Origin of the sequence: Streptomyces sp. NPDC048269, assembly GCF_040652395.1 — a bacterium.
GTDB lineage: Bacteria > Actinomycetota > Actinomycetes > Streptomycetales > Streptomycetaceae > Streptomyces.
On the sequence record NZ_JBEZLW010000006.1, the window covers coordinates 43,472 to 58,595 of the forward strand.

14 protein-coding genes are annotated in these 15,124 nt (G+C 71.3%); all 14 read left to right on the plus strand.

What is annotated here, in order from left to right; genetic code table 11:
* Window positions 1–111: 111 nt before the first annotated feature.
* A complete protein-coding gene (locus AB0D48_RS08925) occupies window positions 112–1,056 on the plus strand; it encodes a GNAT family N-acetyltransferase (protein ID WP_362392449.1) in 945 nt (314 codons plus the stop codon).
* A 106-nt stretch (window positions 1,057–1,162) separates the two neighbouring features.
* Window positions 1,163–2,797 (plus strand): ABC transporter substrate-binding protein, encoded by a 1,635-nt coding sequence (locus AB0D48_RS08930; RefSeq protein WP_362392452.1) that lies wholly within the window; start codon window positions 1,163–1,165, stop codon window positions 2,795–2,797.
* 92 nt (window positions 2,798–2,889) lie between these two features.
* Complete coding sequence (locus tag AB0D48_RS08935; protein ID WP_362392455.1) at window positions 2,890–3,813, plus strand: ABC transporter permease; 924 nt, start codon at window positions 2,890–2,892, stop codon at window positions 3,811–3,813.
* Window positions 3,814–3,901: 88 nt separating this feature from the next.
* The gene (locus AB0D48_RS08940) at window positions 3,902–4,834 is read left to right on the plus strand and encodes an ABC transporter permease (protein ID WP_362393030.1); all 933 of its coding nucleotides are present in this window, start codon (window positions 3,902–3,904) and stop codon (window positions 4,832–4,834) included.
* A gap of 12 nt (window positions 4,835–4,846) precedes the next feature.
* Window positions 4,847–5,830: an ABC transporter ATP-binding protein gene (locus tag AB0D48_RS08945; protein ID WP_362392458.1), complete on the plus strand. Its 984-nt coding sequence runs from the start codon at window positions 4,847–4,849 to the stop codon at window positions 5,828–5,830.
* A complete protein-coding gene (locus AB0D48_RS08950) occupies window positions 5,823–6,920 on the plus strand; it encodes a dipeptide ABC transporter ATP-binding protein (RefSeq protein ID WP_362392461.1) in 1,098 nt (365 codons plus the stop codon). The genes AB0D48_RS08945 and AB0D48_RS08950 overlap by 8 nt, the downstream gene beginning before the upstream one ends.
* A gap of 354 nt (window positions 6,921–7,274) precedes the next feature.
* The gene (locus AB0D48_RS08955; protein ID WP_053677094.1) at window positions 7,275–7,469 is read left to right on the plus strand and encodes a hypothetical protein; all 195 of its coding nucleotides are present in this window, start codon (window positions 7,275–7,277) and stop codon (window positions 7,467–7,469) included.
* Window positions 7,470–7,493: 24 nt separating this feature from the next.
* A complete protein-coding gene (gene mshB / locus AB0D48_RS08960; RefSeq protein WP_362392464.1) occupies window positions 7,494–8,390 on the plus strand; it encodes an N-acetyl-1-D-myo-inositol-2-amino-2-deoxy-alpha-D-glucopyranoside deacetylase in 897 nt (298 codons plus the stop codon).
* Window positions 8,387–8,770, plus strand: coding sequence for a DUF6113 family protein (locus tag AB0D48_RS08965; protein ID WP_362392467.1), 384 nt, complete (start codon window positions 8,387–8,389; stop codon window positions 8,768–8,770). The genes mshB and AB0D48_RS08965 overlap by 4 nt, the downstream gene beginning before the upstream one ends.
* Window positions 8,771–9,113: 343 nt before the next feature.
* Entirely contained in the window at window positions 9,114–10,976 is a 1,863-nt protein-coding gene (locus AB0D48_RS08970) for a peptidoglycan binding domain-containing protein (protein WP_362392470.1), read from the plus strand.
* Window positions 10,977–11,108: 132 nt separating this feature from the next.
* The gene (locus AB0D48_RS08975) at window positions 11,109–12,044 is read left to right on the plus strand and encodes an ABC transporter ATP-binding protein (RefSeq protein WP_362392473.1); all 936 of its coding nucleotides are present in this window, start codon (window positions 11,109–11,111) and stop codon (window positions 12,042–12,044) included.
* Window positions 12,041–12,781 carry an ABC transporter permease gene (locus tag AB0D48_RS08980; RefSeq protein ID WP_362392475.1) on the plus strand — a complete coding sequence of 247 codons (741 nt, stop codon included), beginning with the start codon at window positions 12,041–12,043 and terminating at the stop codon, window positions 12,779–12,781. The genes AB0D48_RS08975 and AB0D48_RS08980 overlap by 4 nt, the downstream gene beginning before the upstream one ends.
* Before the next feature lie 4 nt (window positions 12,782–12,785).
* Window positions 12,786–13,952, plus strand: coding sequence for a sensor histidine kinase (locus AB0D48_RS08985; protein WP_362392478.1), 1,167 nt, complete (start codon window positions 12,786–12,788; stop codon window positions 13,950–13,952).
* Window positions 13,949–14,566, plus strand: a complete 618-nt coding sequence (locus tag AB0D48_RS08990) for a response regulator transcription factor (RefSeq protein ID WP_362392481.1) — start codon at window positions 13,949–13,951, stop codon at window positions 14,564–14,566. Before AB0D48_RS08985 ends, AB0D48_RS08990 begins: the two co-directional genes overlap by 4 nt.
* Window positions 14,567–15,124 lie beyond the last annotated feature (558 nt).

Consider the following 15,124-nt stretch of genomic DNA (forward strand, 5'->3'; position numbering starts at 1 on the left):
CGTCCACCAGGGCGCCCGGCACCGGACTTCCTCCGGCGCCGGGCGCTCCGGCGTTTCCCGTACGGGCAAAGTCAGTTGCACCCGCGTGCCGCCCGGGCGGAGAGTGGGCCGATGACCGCCATGCTGACCGTCCGGCCCGCCGGGCCCGGGGACGCGTCCGACATCTGCGCCCTCCTCAACGCCGTCGACATGATCGAGATCGGTCGGCCGGAGACCGACCTGGGCACCGTGGAGGCCGACCTCCACCACCCCGACGTCGACCTGGCCACCGACTCCTGGCTCGCCTTCCAGGGCGGCCGGCTCGTGGCCTACGCCCTGGTCTGGTCCGACGCCGGGCCGGGCAGGATCGACAGCGACCACTACGTGCTGCCCGGGCACCGGGAGGCCGCGCGCCGGCTGTTGGAGCTCATGGAGGCCAGGGCCCGGGAGATGGCCGCCGGGGCCGCGGCGCGCCGGCTGCGGCTCCAGCTCAACGTCGAGCCCACCCTCGACCTCGACCTGCTCACCGGCCGCGGCTACCGCACCGTCCGCCGCTACCAGGTCATGACCCGGCGCCTCTCCCCGGCGGCCGACCTGCCCCCGGACCTTCCCGTCGAAGGGCTCGCCCTGCGCCACTGCGCCGCCGACGAGGCAGACCGCCGCCGGGCCCATGCCCTGGTCGAGCAGACCTTCGCGGCGCACTTCGGCCACGTGGAGCGCGCGTACGAGCCCTGGCTGGACCACCTCGCCGCCCGTGAACTCGACTGGTCCCTGGTGTGGATCGCCTCCCTGCCCGGCGCGGGCGACGTGGCCGTGCTGCTGACCCGGGACGACCGTACGAGCATGGGCTGGCTCAGCCACATCGGCGTACGGGAGGACCTGCGCGGCCGCGGCATCGGCGGGTTCCTGCTGCGCCACGGCTTCGCGGTCTACGCGGCGCGCGGCCGGGACACCGTGGGCCTCGGCGTGGACACGCAGAACGAAACCGGCGCACTCGCGCTCTACGAGGCGCACGGGATGGGCCTGCACTACGCCGTCGACTCCTGGGAGCTGCCTTTGCTGCACCCAGAGGGGTGACAGGCGGCGGGAGCGAGGGTGCAATCGGTCCAACCGGGGGTGTGCGGGACCCTACATAGGGTGACATTGGGCCCAAGTGAGTCTTGGGATCCATAGGAGGCACTCCATGCGCGGAGCCACCCACGCCAAGTGGGCCGCATGTGCGGTGGCCGTCGCCCTCGCGGCGACGGCCTGCGGCGGCGGAAGCGACAACGGCGGAGGCGGTGGCGAGGGCGCGGGGATCGTCAGCTCCTCATGGGGTGACCCGCAGAACCCGCTGGAGCCGGCCAACACCAATGAGGTGCAGGGCGGCAAGGTCCTCGACATGCTCTTCCGGGGTCTCAAGCGCTACGACGCGAAGACCGGCGAGGCCAAGAACATGCTCGCCGAGAAGTTCGAGACGACCGACAGCCAGAACTTCACGATCACACTGAAGGACGGCTGGAAGTTCAGCAACGACGAGCCGGTCACCGCCCAGTCCTTCGTGGACGCCTGGAACTACGCGGCGGACGTGCGCAACAAGCAGAACAACTCGCCGTTCTTCTCCGACATCGTCGGTTACGAGGACCTGCACCCGGCCTCCGGCGAACCCAAGGCGAAGACGATGAAGGGGCTGGTGGTCAAGGATCCCACGACCTTCACCGTCGCCCTGAAGCAGAAGTTCTCCACCTGGCCCGAGACCCTCGGCTACCAGGCCTTCTCCCCGCTGCCCAAGGCCTTCTTCACCGACCACGCGGGCTGGCTCGCCAAGCCCGTCGGCAACGGCCCGTACATGGTGGACTCGTACACCAAGGGCACCGGGATGAAGCTGCGCAAGTGGGACGGCTACCCCGGTACGGACAAGGCCCAGAACGGCGGGGTGGACCTCAAGGTCTACACCGACAACAACACCGCCTACACGGACCTGATCTCCGGCAACCTCGACCTCGTCGACGACGTGCCGGCGCAGCAGCTGAAGAACGTCAAGAACGACCTCGGCGACCGGTACATCAACCAGCCGGCCCTCATCATCCAGACCCTCACCTTCCCCCTGTACGACCCCCAGTGGAGCAAGGCGGGCTCGGAGAAGGTTCGCCTGGGAATCTCGCGGGCGATCAACCGCGACGAGATCACCAAGCAGATCTTCCAGGAGACCCGCACCTCCGCCAAGGACTGGACCTCCCCGGCCCTCGGGGAGAAGGGCGGCTTCTCCGCCACCCTCTGCGGCGACGCCTGCGTCTACGACCCCGCCGAGGCCAAGAAGCTCATCCAGGAGGGCGGCGGGCTCCCCGGGGGCAAGGTCACGCTGACCTCCAACGTGGACACCGGCTCGCACCGCGACTGGATGGACGCCGTCTGCAACAGCATCAACAACGCCCTCGGCGAGGGCCCGGTGTGCACGGTCAACCCCGTGGGCACCTTCGCCGACTTCAGGAACCAGCAGAGCAGCTACAAGCTGACCGGTCCCTTCCGCTCCGGCTGGCAGGCCGATTACCCGCTGATCCAGAACTTCCTCCAGCCGCTGTACTACACCGGCGCCTCCTCCAATTACGGGAAGTTCAGCAACCCGGACTTCGACAAGCTCATCGACCAGGCCAACCAGGAGAGCGACGCGGCGAAGGCGGTCGCCACGTTCCAGGACGCCGAGAAGATCCTCGCCGAGCAGATGCCCTCCATCCCGCTCTGGTACCAGAACGGCAGCGCCGGATACTCCGAGCGGCTCACGGACGTGGCGCTCAACCAGTTCAGCGTCCCGGTCTACGACGCGATCAAGGTCAGCTGACCGGCTGACGGATCGCACGGATCCGGGCCCCCCGCCGCGCGGGGGGCCCGCCGAACACCGACACGGGCCCACCCACACACATGGAGCACTCCATGGGACGTTATGTGATCCGGCGGCTGCTCCAGATGATCCCGGTGTTCATCGGCAGCACCTTCCTGATCTTCTTCATGGTGTACGCGCTCGGTGACCCGGTCGCGGCCCTCTTCGGCGACAAGGCACCCGACCCCGCCACCGCCGCGCGCATCCGCAAGGACCTCTACCTCGACCAGCCCCTGTGGAAGCAGTACCTCCACTACATGGGCCAGATCTTCCAGGGCAACTTCGGCACCGCCTTCAACGGGCAGCCGGTCACCGAGCTCATGGCCAGCGCCTTCCCCGTCACGCTGCGCCTGACCATCATCGCGATCGTCATCGAGATCGTCTTCGGCATCACCCTCGGCGTGATCAGCGGGCTGCGCCGCGGCAAGTCCGTCGACACCTCCGTCCTGGTGCTCACCCTCGTCGTCATCTCCGTGCCCACCTTCGTGACGGGCTATCTGCTCCAGTACCTCTTCGGCGTCAAATGGGGCTGGGTCAAACCCACCGTCTCCCCGGACGCCCCCTTCAACGAGCTGATCCTGCCCGGCATCGTGCTCGCCCTCGTGTCCCTGGCGTACGTCACCCGGCTCTCCCGCACCTCGATCGCCGAGAACGCCAAGGCCGACTACGTCCGCACCGCCACCGCCAAGGGGCTGCCGCGCCGCCGGGTCGTCAGCCGGCACCTGCTGCGCAACTCCCTCATCCCCGTCATCACCTTCATCGGCACCGACATCGGCGCCCTGATGGGCGGAGCCATCGTCACCGAGCGGATCTTCAACATCCACGGCGTCGGCTACCAGCTCTACCAGGGCATCCTGCGCAACAACTCGCCCACGGTCGTCGGCTTCGTGACGATCCTCGTCATCGTCTTCCTGCTGGCGAACCTGCTCGTCGACCTGCTCTACGCGGTCCTGGACCCGAGGATCCGCTATGCCTGAACCCGAGCGTCCCGCAGGCCCCGGCGGCTACGACCCCGTGGGGCCGCGCCCCCACGAGGCCGTCTCCCCCACCGGCCAGGGCGGTCCCATGGATCTGGCCCTGGAAGAGGCGGAGAGCGTCGAGAGCATCGAGGGGGCCGCGGGGCTCCGCGGCCCCGGCCCCGGCCCCAAGGAAAAGGCCCGCTCGCTGTGGTCCGACGCCTGGCACCAACTGCGCCGCAACCCGGTCTTCGTCGTCTCCTCGCTGATGATCCTCTTCCTGATCGTCATCTCGATCTGGCCCCAGCTCATCGCGAGCGGCGACCCCCTGCAGTGCGACCTGTCCAAATCGCAGCAGGGCTCTTCCCCCGGGCACCCCTTCGGCTACGACACCCAGGGCTGCGACGTGTACACCCGTACCGTCTACGGCGCCCGTGCCTCCATCACCGTCGGCGTCTGCGCCACGCTCGGCGCCGCGCTGCTCGGCTCGGCGCTCGGCGGCCTCGCCGGATTCTTCGGCAGCTGGGGCGACGCCCTGCTCTCCCGGGTCGCGGACATCTTCTTCGGCATCCCGGTCGTCCTCGGCGGCCTGGTCTTCCTGTCCGTCGTCACCAGCACCACCGTCTGGCCCGTCGTCGGCTTCATCGTCCTGCTCGGCTGGCCCCAGGTCGCCCGCATCGCCCGCGGCTCGGTGATCACCGTCAAACAGAACGACTACGTCCAGGCCGCCCGGGCGCTCGGCGCCGGCAACGGCCGGATGCTGCTGCGGCACGTGGCGCCCAACGCCGTCGCGCCCGTCATCGTGGTCGCCACCATCGCGCTCGGCACGTACATCGCGCTGGAAGCCACCCTGTCCTTCCTCGGTGTGGGCCTGCGTCCGCCCACCGTCTCCTGGGGCATCGACATCTCCAACGCGGCCTCGCAGATCCGCAACGCCCCGCACATGCTGCTCTACCCGGCGACCGCGCTCAGCCTGACCGTGCTCGCCTTCATCATGCTCGGCGACGCGGTGCGCGACGCCCTCGACCCCAAGCTGCGCTGAGGAGCCCCGCACATGCTGCTCGAAGTCCGCGACCTGCACGTGGAATTCAAGACGCGCGACGGAGTCGCGAAGGCGGTCAACGGCGTCGACTACTCGGTGGACGAGGGCGAGACCCTCGCCGTGCTCGGCGAGTCCGGCTCCGGCAAGTCGGTGACCGCCCAGGCCGTGATGGGCATCCTCGAAGTGCCGCCGGGCCGGATCGCGGGCGGCGAGATCCTCTTCAAGGGCCAGGACCTGCTCAAGATGAAGGAGGAGGACCGGCGGAAGATCCGCGGCGCCCAGATGGCGATGATCTTCCAGGACGCCCTCTCGTCCCTGAACCCCGTGCTCAGCGTGGGCGCGCAGCTCGGCGAGATGTACCAGGTCCACCGCGGCACGTCCCGCAAGGACGCCAGGGCCAAGGCCGTCGAGCTGATGGACCGGGTGAAGATCCCGGCGGCGAAGCAGCGGGTGGGGGACTACCCCCACCAGTTCTCCGGCGGCATGCGCCAGCGCATCATGATCGCCATGGCGCTGGCCCTGGAGCCCTCGCTGATCATCGCGGACGAGCCGACCACCGCCCTGGACGTCACCGTCCAGGCCCAGGTGATGGACCTGCTGGCCGAGCTCCGGCGCGAGCTGAACATGGGCCTCATCCTGATCACCCACGACCTGGGCGTGGTCGCCGACGTCGCGGACAAGATCGCCGTCATGTACGCGGGCCGGATCGTCGAGGCGGCCCCCGTCCACGAGATCTACAAGGCGCCCGCGCACCCGTACACCCGTGGCCTGCTGGACTCCATCCCGCGCCTGGACCAGAAGGGCCAGGAGCTGTACGCGATCAAGGGCCTGCCCCCGAACCTGCTGGCCATCCCGCCCGGCTGCGCCTTCAACCCGCGCTGTCCGATGGCGCAGGCGGTGTGCCGTACCGACGTCCCGCCGCTGTACGAGGTGACGGAGTCGCCGGTGGAGCGGACCAGCGCCTGCCACTTCTGGAAGGAGTGCCTTCATGGCTGAACTCCTGGAAGTGAAGGACCTGGTCAAGCACTATCCGCTGACGCAGGGCATCGTCTTCCGCAAGCAGATCGGTGCGGTCAAGGCCGTCGACGGGGTCTCGTTCGGCCTGCGCGCCGGCGAGACGCTGGGCATCGTCGGCGAGTCCGGCTGCGGGAAGTCGACCGTGGCCAGGATGCTGGTCAACCTGGAACGGCCGACGGCGGGCGCGATCTCGTACAAGGGCGAGGACATCACCAGATTGTCGGGGCGCGCCCTCAAGGCCGTCCGGCGCAACATCCAGATGGTCTTCCAGGACCCGTACACCTCGCTCAACCCGCGCATGACGGTCGGCGACATCATCGGGGAGCCGTACGAGATCCACCCCGAGGTCGCCCCGAAGGGCTCGCGCCGGCGGAGGGTCCAGGACCTGCTGGACGTGGTCGGCCTCAACCCCGAGTACATCAACCGCTATCCGCACCAGTTCTCCGGCGGCCAGCGCCAGCGCATCGGCATCGCCCGCGGCCTGGCCCTCCAGCCCGAGATCATCGTCGCCGACGAGCCGGTCTCCGCGCTGGACGTCTCCGTGCAGGCCCAGGTGATCAACCTGCTGGAACGCCTCCAGGACGAGTTCAGCCTGTCGTACGTGTTCATCGCGCACGACCTGTCGATCGTGCGGCACATCTCCGACCGGGTGGGCGTCATGTACCTGGGCCGGATCGTCGAGATCGGATCCGACACCCAGATCTACGACCACCCGACCCACCCGTACACCCAGGCCCTGCTGTCGGCCGTACCCGTCCCCGACCCGGAGGCCCGCGCCCACCGCGAGCGCATCATCCTCTCCGGCGACGTGCCGTCCCCGGCCAACCCGCCCTCGGGCTGCCCCTTCCGCACCCGCTGCTGGAAGGCGCAGGAGCGGTGCGTGGTGGAGGTGCCGCTGCTCGCGGTCCCCGCGGTCTTCCCGTCCGGCCCGGCGGCCCACCCGTCGGCCTGTCACTTCGCGGCGGAGAAGCAGGTGGTCCCGCCGACGGCTCCGCCGCCTCCGCCCCCACCTCCTCCGTCTCCGCCCCCACCTCCTCCGGCTCCTCCGTCTCCGCTGACGAAGGAGTAGTGCAGACGGCCGATCATTTCCGGCCACCCCCGGACGTCCGGCGCGGAAACGGCGGCCACTGCTCTCAACGTCGTTTACACAGGGGCAACTTGACCGTTTCTGCCCCGAGATCCAGGGCATGCAGCCTTGGCGACGTGCGGCCGTGCGGGTGCCGACAGCCGGCCGGAGAGGCGTACAGCCCCTCCGGCCGGCCTCCCCCGTGACCCTGCCCATGCGCGGCGTGCGCCCCTTGTGCTGCCGGATTTCGATCGATGCGCTGGCACGGATAGTTATGATCCGTAGCGCACGGTGGGTATGACTCTCGCCGAGCACGAATCGTGTACCGATGTCCGCTCGACGTGGAGGTGAAACGCCGTGGCACTCTCGATCTCGGCCGTGGTGCTGCTGGCGATCGTCGTATTCCTGCTGGTCCGAAGGTCGGGCCTGAAGGCGGGACACGCGGTGGTCTGTGTGCTCCTCGGGTTCTATCTGGCGAGTTCCACCATCGCCCCGACCCTCAGCCAGCTCACTTCGAACGTGGCCAGCATGATCAGTGGGCTCAAGTTCTGATCCCTGCCTCGTAGGCTAGGCGCCATGAACGGTCTTCCCGCCCGTCGGCTGCTCCTCGTGCACGCGCACCCGGACGACGAGTCGATCAACAACGGCGTCACCATGGCCAAGTACGCGGCCGAGGGTGCCCACGTCACGCTGGTGACCTGCACCCTCGGTGAGGAGGGGGAGGTCATCCCCGCCGAGCTGGCCCACCTGGCGGCCGACCGCGACGACGGCCTCGGCGCCCACCGCGTCGGCGAACTCGCCGCCGCCATGGCCGAACTGGGCGTCAGCGACCACCGGTTCCTCGGCGGCCCCGGACGATTCCGGGACTCCGGGATGATGGGCGTCCCGCAGAACCACCGCCCGGAGGCCTTCTGGTCCGCCGACGTGGACGAGGCCGCCGCTTACCTCGTGGAAGTGATCCGGGATGTGCGCCCGCAGGTGCTCGTCACCTACGACCCGGACGGCGGCTACGGGCACCCCGACCACATCCAGGCGCACCGGGTCGCCATGCGCGCGGCCGAACTCGCCTCGGAGGGCGCGTACCGGCGCGACCTCGGCGAGCCGCACACGGTCGGGAAGGTCTACTGGAACCGCGTTCCCCTCTCGGTGGTCGAGGAGGGCTTCGCCAAGCTGCGCGCGGTCGGCAACGAGGTGCCCTTCCCGGGGCTGGCCTCGCCGCAGGACGTGCCGGGGGTCGTCCCCGACGAGCGGATCACCGCCGAGATCGGCGACGAGGAGCGGTTCGTGGCGGCGAAGGCGGCCGCCATGCGCGCCCACACCACCCAGATCGCCGTGGACGGGCCCTTCTTCGCGCTCTCCAACGACCTGGCGCAGCCGCTGTTCGCCCGGGAGTACTACGAACTCGTCGAGGGCACGCCGGGCGCACCGGCGGGCGAGCGCGAGCACGACCTGTTCGCGGGGGTGGACGCGTGACCGGGACGCTGACCCCCGGGCGGCTCGCCGGCTGCCTGGGCCTGCTGGTCGTGGGCGCGCTGACCGGCCTGGCCGGCTGGCTGGTGGTGGACCTGTGGTTCCCCGGTGGTCTGCTGCTCGCGCTCCTGGCCGCCTTCGGGCTGTTCCTCGGCGGGCGGATCGCGCTCGGGACCGGACTCGGGGTGGGCGGGGCCGCGGTCGGCTGGTTCCTCGCGTACGTGCTGCTCGGGGTCCCGCGCCCCGAGGGGGACTTCCTGCTCAGTTCGTCCGGAATCGGCATGTACGCCTACCTTTTGGGCGGGACGGTGCTCGCTGTGATGTGCGCCACGATGCGCGGTCCGCTGGATCGGCCGGTTTCGGCCGCGCGGTCTGCCAAGTGACGTGGTGTCGGACTCCTTAGGAGGTCGGCGCGAGGCGAGCGCACGGGAGCCCGAGGGCCACTTCAGGGGGGTTTGGCGGGGCCTATGAGGAACCAGTGATTCCCTTGGGTCAGTTGCGCGGCGGCGGCGGCCAGTATGGTGGACGGGCCGCCGAGCTGCCCGCGCACGGTATGACGGGCGGCGGAGCCAACCGGGAGAACCTGCCTTGAGTCGTGAAACTGACAGTTCGTCCTCCGGGCCCAACGGGCGCGGTGGAGCCGCTTACCCCTCGGGTACGCCGCCGTATGGAACCGGCCAGTATCCGTCCACGGACGCTGCGGCGACCGCCCCGGAGGAGAACCCTGTGACCTCGAAGCCGTCCACGCCCGATTCCGACGGGCCCAAGACCGAGACCACCCTGACGACCCGGATCCGGATCAACATCCCGGGTTCGCGGCCGATCCCTCCGGTGGTCGTACGCAAGGCGATGGGCAGCACCTCCGGAGCGGCGGGCGCCGCGCCGGAGACGCGGCCGGCGCCGCAGCAGGCATCCGAACCGGTGCCCGGGCGGGCGCCCGAGCCGCCGCTCGCGCAGCGGCCGAAGCCCGTGCCGACGCGCATCGAGGCCGAGCAGGAGCCGGCCCGTGCCCAGGGCGCGGGCGAAGCCGAGGAGCCGGCCAGCAACTGGTTCGCCCCCCGCAAGGCGCCCGCTCCGGCCCCGGCCCCCGCGCCGGCGCCCACCCCGCCACCCCTGCCCGTCCGGGAGCAGACTCCGCCGCCCGGGCCCGGAGCGGGCTCCGCCCCCGCCCCGCGGGTCACCCCGCCGCCTCCGGCCGGGCCGGGCGCCGGCTTCCCGCCGCCCGCGCGCACCCAGGCCCCGCCCCCCGACGCGGGCTTCGCGCCGCCGCGCACGCCGCCCCCGCCGGTCGCGGACTACCGCCCGGGCTTCTCCCCGGCCCCGCCCGCCCCCGGCGGCCCCGGCGTCGGATCGACCCAGGGCTTCCCAACGTACGGGAGCGGCCAGGACGACTCCGGCCCCGTCACCGAGGCGTTCCCCGTCTACGACAGCCAGAGTGAGGGCTTCCCGGGCCCCACGGGCGGCCCCGGCTACGGCTCCGGCCCTCTCGGCGGCCCCGTCGGCGGCCCCCCCGGCGAGGAGTCGCCGCGCTGGCCCGGACCCGAGGCGGGACCGGGGACGACCCCGGTCCCGCCGCCCGCGCCGGCCGTGCCGCGCCCCACGCCCGCGCAGCAGAAGGCCGCCCCCGCCAAGGCCGCCAAGCCCGCCAAGAAGGGCCGCTCCAAGCTGGTCCTCCTCGGCGGCGCCGCCGTGGTCCTCCTCGGCGTGGCCTACGGAGCCGGGCTGCTCCTCAACCACTCCGACGTCCCCAAGGGCACCACCGTCCTCAGCGTCGACATCAGCGGCAGCCGGGACGAGGCCGTGGCCAAGCTCCAGACGGCCTTCGGCACGCGCGCCGCCGCCCCGCTCCAGCTCAGCGTCGGCGGCAAGCAGGTCGAGCTGAAGCCCGAGAAGGCCGGCCTGACCCTGGACAGCCAGACCACCGTCCGCAACGCGGCCGGCAGCGACTACAACCCGATCACCGTCATCGGCTCCCTCCTCGGCAACGAGCGCAAGGCCGACGCCGTGATGCCGGTCGACGAGGAGAAGCTCCAGGTCGCGCTCCAGGAGCTCGCGGGCACCTCCGGTTCGGCCACCGAGGGCACGATCAAGTTCGACACCGGCAAGGCCGTTGCCGTCCCCGGCACCCCCGGCACCACCCTGGACGTGGACGCTTCCGTGGAGCAGGTCACCAAGGCCTTCCGCGACATGGTCGCCACCGGCAAGCAGACCGTGCCCGAACTGCCGGTCACCACCAAGGCCCCGGTCATCGACCAGGCCGAACTCGACCGGGCCATGAAGGACTTCGCCGAACCCGCGATGTCCGCCAACGCCGTCGTCAAGATCGGCACCAAGTCCGTCCCCTTCGGCAGCAAGACCCTGCCGAAGATCCTCAGCATGCAGGCGGTGGACGGCCACCTCGTCGAGAAGTTCGACCTCGTAGCCCTCAAGGAGGGCTACGGGAACACCTTCGACGGCATCCTGATCACCCGCGGCGACGGCTCCAAGACCGCCGTCACCCCGCAGGACGTCGCCGGAGCCCTCGTCAAGGCCCTGCGCGGCAAGACGACGGCCGAGCGGACGGCGGTCATCGACACCAACGCCGGCTAGGAAGCCCCCTTCACAGTGCCCCCGCCCCGACCGGTCGGGGGCACTGTCACGTCCGCCGCATGACATCCGTCATGCGCCACCCACGACGGTCGACACTGCCGCGCGAGACCCCGTACGGGCGAGTCTTGAGCCATGACGACGACCGCGACACGCACCGCGCAGACCGCCACCGACACCGTGGTGAGCTTCGACAACGTGAGCAAGAGCTACGGCACGGTCCGGGCGGTCGACGGCCTCTCCCTCACACTCCACCCGGGCGAGACCGTCGCACTGCTCGGCCCCAACGGCGCCGGAAAGTCCTCCACCCTCGACCTCCTGCTCGGCCTGCGCCCCGCCGACTCCGGCTCCGTCCGGCTCTTCGGCACCACCCCGCGCGAGGCCGTCGCCGCCGGCCGCGTCGGCGCGATGCTCCAGAGCGGCGGCCTGATGGAGGACGTGACCGTGCGCGAACTGGTCGCCCTCGGCTGCTCCCTGCACCCCCGCCCGTACCCGGTGGACGAGGTGCTGACCCGCGCCGGAGTGGACGGCATCGCCGACCGGATGGTCAACAAGCTCTCCGGCGGCCAGGAACAGCGCGTCCGCTTCGCCCTCGCCACCGCCGGCCACAGCGACCTGATCGTCCTGGACGAGCCGACCACCGGCATGGACGTGACCTCCCGCCAGGCCTTTTGGGCCACCATGCGGGAACAGGCCGCCCAGGGCCGTACCGTCCTCTTCGCCACGCACTACCTGGAAGAGGCGGACGCCATCGCCGACCGGGTACTGGTCCTCAACAAGGGCCGGCTGCTGGCCGACGGCACGGCCGCCGAGATCAAGGCCAGGGCGGGCGCCCGGAAGGTCTCCTTCGACCTGGACGGCCGTGACGCCGCGGACGAGCAGATGCTCCGCGCCCTGCCCGCCCTCACCGCCTACGAGCGGCACGGCGCGACCGTGCGGCTCCAGTCCCACGACGCCGACGCGACCGTGCACGCCGTCTACGCGCTCGGGCTCTACCCCCGCAACCTGGAGGTCGCGGGTCTCGGCCTGGAACAGGCCTTCATCGCCCTCACCGAGGAGGCCTCGAAGTGAACGCCCTGGTCAAGCTCGAAATAGCCCGAGCCCTGCGCAACAAGAAGTACCTCTTCTTCACCGTGCTCTATCCGGCCGCCCTCTTCCTGATGCTCGGCGGGACCCTCGACGGCACCACGAGGGTCATGGGCACCGAACTGACCATGCCCGCCTTCTACATGGTCGCCATGGCCTCCTTCGGCGCCCTGACCGCCGTCCTGATGGGCAACAGCGAGCGCATCGCCAAGGAGCGCGAGAAGGGCTGGGTCCGCCAGCTCCGGCTCACCGCCCTGCCCGGCCGCGGCTACGTGCTCGCCAAGACCGCCAGCGCCGGAGTGCTCTCGCTCCCGTCCATCCTGGTCGTCTTCGCGGTTGCGGCCGCGGTGAAGGACGTACGCTTCGCCGCCTGGCAGTGGCTCGCCCTCACCGGTGCGATCTGGGCAGGCAGCCTCGTCTTCGCCGCGCTCGGCGTCGCCATCGGATACCTGGCGAGCGGGGACAACGTCCGCCCCATCACGATGCTCTTCTACTTCGGCCTGTCCATCCTCGGCGGCCTGTGGATGCCCACCACGAACTTCCCGCAGTGGCTCCAGACCCTCGCGAGCTGGCTCCCCACCCACGCCTACGCGGGCCTCGGCCAGGCCATCGAGCTCGGCGGCGCACCGCACGCCAAGGACGTGGCGGTCCTGGCCGTGTACTTCGTACTGTTCACCGGTGCCGCCGCCTGGCTGTACCGCAAGGACTCGATGAAGGCATGAACCAGTGGCGCTGACGCAGGAAGACCACCACCGCACGGGGATCGGCAAACCGCCGGAGAACCGCCGCCAGAAGCTGGTGAAAGGGCTCTGGATCGGCATCTGGCTCTTCTACCTGAGCGCGCCCGTCACCGACCTGATCCACGGCGGACACAGCCCCGGAGCCCGGCTGCTCGGCGGCCTGGGCCTCGCGGCCTTCGTCGCCTGGTACCTGGTGCTGGTCTTCCGCACCGCCCGGCAGATCGCGGTGCGGCGGGTCCTGTTCTCCGTGGTGGTGCTCGCCGCCCAGGCCACGATCCTGTCGCTGGCCCTGGGCCGCGAATGGCTCGTGCTCTTCGTCTACGTGGCCATCTCCTCCGGCGCCGCGCTGCCCGGGGAGATATCCCGCTGGACGGTCCCGGCCGCGACCGCGCTGCTGACGGCGACGGCTTACGCGGTGCCCGGCGGCGAGGCCTACCTGGCCGGCCTGCTGGTCCCGGCCCTGATGGGCGGATTCGCGATGGTCGGCATCCGCGCCATGATCCGGACCACCATCGAACTGCGCGAGGCCCGGGCCACGGTGGCACAGCTCGCGGCCAACGAGGAACGCCTGCGGATGGCCCGCGACCTGCACGACCTGCTGGGCCACTCGCTGTCGCTGATCACGCTGAAGAGCGAGCTGGCGGGCCGGATGCTGCCCGGACAGCCCGAGGCCGCCGCCCAGCAGGTGGCGGACATCGAGCGGGTCAGCCGGCAGGCGCTGGTCGACGTACGCGAAGCCGTGAGCGGCTACCGGCGGCCCACCCTGCCCGGCGAACTCGCGGGCGCCCGGACGGCGCTGGCCGCGGCGGGCGTGGTCGCGCAGCTCCCGGCGGATCCGGCGGACGACCTCTCGGAGGAGGCGGAGTCGGCGCTGGCGTGGTCGCTGCGCGAGGCGGTGACCAACGTGGTCCGGCACAGCGGGGCCAAACGCTGCCGGATCACGCTGGAGACCCGGCAGACCCTCGCCGACCCGGTGGCCGAGCTGATGGTGTCGGACGACGGCACGGGCGGTCCCGCCGTCCCCGGCAACGGCCTGACGGGCCTGACGGAACGCCTGGAGGCGGTCGGCGGCACTCTGTCGGCGGGCCCGGCCGGCAAGACCGGCTTCGCCCTCACGGCCCGTGTCCCCCTGGCCCTAGGATCGGGATCATGACCTCACGCCCCATCCGCATCCTCCTGGCGGAGGACCAGTCGATGGTCCGCGAGGCCCTCGCCGCCCTGCTCGGCCTGGAACCGGACATCGAGGTACTGGCCCAGGTAGCCCGCGGCGACGAGGTGGTGGCGGCGGCCGGCGCGCACGACGTGAACGTCGCGCTGCTGGACATCGAGATGCCCGGCATGACGGGCATCGAAGCGGCCGCGGCCCTGCGGGCCGCGCACCCCGCGATCCGGATCGTCATCCTGACCACCTTCGGCCGCCCCGGCTACTTGCGGGGGGCGATGGAGGCGGGCGCCTCCGCGTTCCTGGTCAAGGACGCGCCGGCCGCGCAGCTGGCGGCCGCCGTACGCAAGGTCCTGGCGGGGGAGCGCGTCATCGACCCGACGCTGGCGGCGGCGGCCCTGGCCGAGGGCGCGAATCCGCTGACGGAGCGGGAGCGGGAGGTTCTGCGGGCGGCGGAGTCGGGCGCGACCAACGCGGAGCTGGCGGCCCGTCTCCACCTGTCCCAGGGCACGGTCCGCAATTACCTCTCGACGGCGATCCAGAAACTGGCCTCCCGCAACCGAGCCGAAGCCATCCGCACGGCCCGCGAAAAGGGCTGGCTCTAACCGGTGCCCCGCGCCCCAAGCGCCGGCGGGGCTGAAGGATCGGGGCTCTGCCCCGTACCCCGCGCCTCAATCGCCGGCGGGGCTGGAATGGCTCTGCCCCGGGTCCCGCGCTGCCAGGGCCGGCGGGGCTGAAGGATCGGGGCTCTGCCTCGTGCCCCGCGCCTCAATCGCCGGCGGGGCTGGAATGGCTCTGCCCCGGGTCGCGCGCTGCCAGGGCCGGCGGGGCTGAAGGATCGGGGCTCTGCCCCGTGCCCCGCGCCTCAATCGCCGGCGGGGCTGGAAGACCGTGGCTCTGCCCCGCGCCCTGTGCCGCAAGGGCCGGCAGGGCTGAAGGACCGGGCTCTGCCCCGTACCCCGCGCCTCAATCGCCGGCGGGGCTGGAATGGCTCCGCTCCGCGCCCCGTGCCGGCGGGGCTGGGTGGCCGGGGCTCTGCCCGGCGCCCCGCGCCTCGAGCGCCGACGGGGGTGGGAGGAGCCTGGCGGTCGGCATCAGCGAAAATCAGCCCCGCCGGCGTTTGAGGCGCGGGGTCTGGGGCGGAGCCCCAGGTCTTTGAGCCG

Excerpts from the sequence above, each read along its gene's own strand:
- AB0D48_RS08945 (WP_362392458.1), top strand. The coding sequence starts at position 4,847 with ATGCTGCTCGAAGTCCGCGACCTGCACGTGGAATTCAAGACGCGCGAC.
- AB0D48_RS08940 (WP_362393030.1), top strand. The coding sequence starts at position 3,902 with ATGGATCTGGCCCTGGAAGAGGCGGAGAGCGTCGAGAGCATCGAGGGG.
- AB0D48_RS08930 (WP_362392452.1), top strand. The coding sequence starts at position 1,163 with ATGCGCGGAGCCACCCACGCCAAGTGGGCCGCATGTGCGGTGGCCGTC.
- AB0D48_RS08990 (WP_362392481.1), top strand. The coding sequence starts at position 13,949 with ATGACCTCACGCCCCATCCGCATCCTCCTGGCGGAGGACCAGTCGATG.
- mshB (WP_362392464.1), top strand. The coding sequence starts at position 7,494 with ATGAACGGTCTTCCCGCCCGTCGGCTGCTCCTCGTGCACGCGCACCCG.
- AB0D48_RS08925 (WP_362392449.1), top strand. The coding sequence starts at position 112 with ATGACCGCCATGCTGACCGTCCGGCCCGCCGGGCCCGGGGACGCGTCC.
- AB0D48_RS08935 (WP_362392455.1), top strand. The coding sequence starts at position 2,890 with ATGGGACGTTATGTGATCCGGCGGCTGCTCCAGATGATCCCGGTGTTC.
- AB0D48_RS08950 (WP_362392461.1), top strand. The coding sequence starts at position 5,823 with ATGGCTGAACTCCTGGAAGTGAAGGACCTGGTCAAGCACTATCCGCTG.
- AB0D48_RS08975 (WP_362392473.1), top strand. The coding sequence starts at position 11,109 with ATGACGACGACCGCGACACGCACCGCGCAGACCGCCACCGACACCGTG.